Annotated in this window: 2 protein-coding genes and 2 pseudogenes; 1 reads left to right on the top strand and 3 read right to left on the bottom strand. The window is 28.0% G+C overall.

Annotated features, from left to right (window positions below; all coding sequences use genetic code 11):
• A pseudogene (locus AJN58_RS10520) lies at positions 1-817 on the top strand (tyrosine-type recombinase/integrase); the annotation flags it as partial.
• 42 nt (positions 818-859) lie between these two features.
• On the opposite strand, the gene AJN58_RS05905 reads toward AJN58_RS10520, so the two are convergent.
• From AJN58_RS05905 to AJN58_RS05915, 3 genes and pseudogenes are all read right to left on the bottom strand, one after another.
• A complete protein-coding gene (locus AJN58_RS05905; RefSeq protein WP_096738665.1) occupies positions 860-1,207 on the bottom strand; it encodes a hypothetical protein in 348 nt (115 codons plus the stop codon).
• 826 nt (positions 1,208-2,033) lie between these two features.
• Positions 2,034-2,246 carry a hypothetical protein gene (locus AJN58_RS05910; RefSeq protein WP_070232973.1) on the bottom strand — a complete coding sequence of 71 codons (213 nt, stop codon included), beginning with the start codon at positions 2,244-2,246 and terminating at the stop codon, positions 2,034-2,036.
• A 13-nt stretch (positions 2,247-2,259) separates the two neighbouring features.
• Positions 2,260-2,511, bottom strand: a pseudogene (locus tag AJN58_RS05915) (VgrG protein); the annotation flags it as partial.

A 2,511-nucleotide genomic window follows, 5' to 3' on the forward strand; every position in this document is an offset into this window, starting at 1 on the left:
TTTATAGGCGTATTTTACTAGAATTTGTAGAATATTCTTTAGAATATCAAGATGAAATGCAAATAAACGATATAAAAACGACTTTTTTAGTCAATTTTCTTAATTATTTAGAAAATAATTCAAAAAATGGCAATAAACTATCAAAAAAACAAAAATAACTTATTTGAGAGTATTAACTAGCTTTTTTTATAAGCGATAATAATGATGATTTGTTTATTTTTTCCTTTGATATGAAGAAAATTAGATTTAGAACAGAAAAATCAGAAGAAAAATTAAATTATCTTAATGAAAATGAAATTATAAGGCTAAATAATGTTTTAGAGAAAGAAAAAGCAAAAAAAGAAGTTTATAATAGTTTTAGAAACTCTTTACTGATAAAACTTATGCTTTATGGAGGACTTAGAATTTCTGAAGCTTTAAATGTAAAACTTTGTGATTTTGAAGAGGTTGATGATGAAATATTAAAAATATCCATAATAGGCAAGGGTGGTAAAGAACAATTTGCATTTATTAAAAAAGAAGTAGATGATGAGCTTGAATATTTTAAAGAAAATATCCAAGATCATGATTACATAATGCAAACTAGCATAGGAAAACATTTAAATAGAAGCAATGCTTTTTTGATTGTAAATAATATTTACGCTAAAGCTTTGATCAGCAAAAAAGGACTTCATTTGCTTAGACACACTTTAGCCATGAGATTAACAGCCAAAGGAACAAACCTTGTGGAATTCTAAGACATGCAAAACTAAATACTACTGCTATATATGCCAAAGCAACAAATGATACAATAAAAGCTGCGTTATTGAATAATTAATTTTTCTAAAATTGAGTATTTGCATAGACTTCTTTTTGAAGTCTATGCTGTGAATCTTTCTAATAAAAGTTTAGGTTCTCCGCCAAGTATTTTGATGAAATTTGCAATTCTTGATTGTATTATTTCTACGGAATACATACCTCCTAAACCGCCTAAAGCATAAAATAATTCTTCGAAAATGTCTTCTTTGTTAAATTCAAGTTCTTCTATGTCAATAAGATCAGGAGTTCGGCTACATTTTTGTAAATTTTGATATATTTTGACTAAAATCTTGATTTTTTGTAGATTACTTTCAGCCTCTAAATAAGAATTTAAGTGTATTATTAGGGTTTTTATGAGTTTTTCTCTATTTTCTTTATTTTCAAGAAACTCAAGAGGACTGTGATTTATAGTTAAAATAACCAAAAGAATATACTTGAAAAATTAATAATACAAAAAACATATACTTTTTAAAAAAATAAAATTTTTCAAATATAGAAATTCAATAGAAGGAGAGAAGCTTAGTTAAAAGTTTGTTTGGTAAGTCAAAGGGAAAATTATAGCCCCCTTTAAAAAAGGGAAAAACAAGTGTTAATAACACTTGACTATAATTATACAAAGTAGTATAATTATTACTATAATTTTGTTTAACATTCTGTATCACCTCCTTTTTGGGCGTGATTGAATGCTAAAGGGGTTGCCGCCCCTTTGGCATTAACCCTTATGCAATTATACCAAAAACAAACTCTTTAACTTCTTAAAACAGTCCATGAAAAGATTTTACTTGTTATTCTTTAGCACTTTGTTTTTTGCACCTTCATTTTTATTTGGTGCAAATATTGAAAATATAAAAAAATATAGAAATTCAATAGAAGGAGAGAAGCTTAGTTAAAAGTTTGTTTGATACCGCAAGTAACCCACTCCAGTTGCCCCAAAAATTGAGCTTGGTTAATATGCCTTGACTATAAATAAACAAAGCAGTATAATAACCACTAGAATGAGTTTTATGTACCTCCTTTCAGGGGTTTCACAATTTAGCCGTAGGGGGTCAGCCTGCGGCTTAAACCCTTAATGTAATTTACCAAACAAACTCTTTAACTTCTGAAACAATTTATGAAAGATTTTTGTATAAGTTTTAATATTTTATATGAAAATTTAGGTGTAAGCTATAAACAAGAAGCCTTTCGAGCTAGCTAAGAATACTTGGCTTTAGTTAGGAACCTCCTACTTCTAAGCGTTAGCGAAAGTAGGAGTAATTCACAGTTTTCATTGTTTTAAAATTTTTCTTTTCGTTATTAATAGATAATTTTGATATATCATATCTATCCCAAAAGATAAGCTCTAAAGGTTGTTGTAAAAAATGATAAGCTAAGCTTATAAAAATAATCAAAGCTATAAGCACACCACAAGGTATATAAAATCTTTTAAGTTTGTAGAAGGGTTTATTCATTGTTTATCCTTTATTACTCTGCTTTAAGCTCTCCACCTTTAACCACAAGTCCATTAGAGTCTATAGTTACTTCAACTCCACCTGCTTTAATGATAACACAATCAGGTTTTGCATTAATAATTGTTTCTCCTACCTGTATAGTCGCCTCGCTATCGGCTTTTAACTCATGAATAGTTTTTGCATAAGTTGTGATATTATCAGCTACCATGCTTGTATTTTTATCACTTTCAAATCCTATGGATTCATTACTTGTAAAAAGAATATT

Source organism: Campylobacter sp. BCW_4321 (genome assembly GCF_001763075.1).
Classification (GTDB): Bacteria; Campylobacterota; Campylobacteria; order Campylobacterales; family Campylobacteraceae; genus Campylobacter_D; species Campylobacter_D jejuni.

Bases quoted from the DNA above. Each gene is read 5' to 3' on its own strand.
- AJN58_RS05910 (WP_070232973.1), bottom strand. From the start codon at position 2,246: ATGAATAAACCCTTCTACAAACTTAAAAGATTTTATATACCTTGTGGT.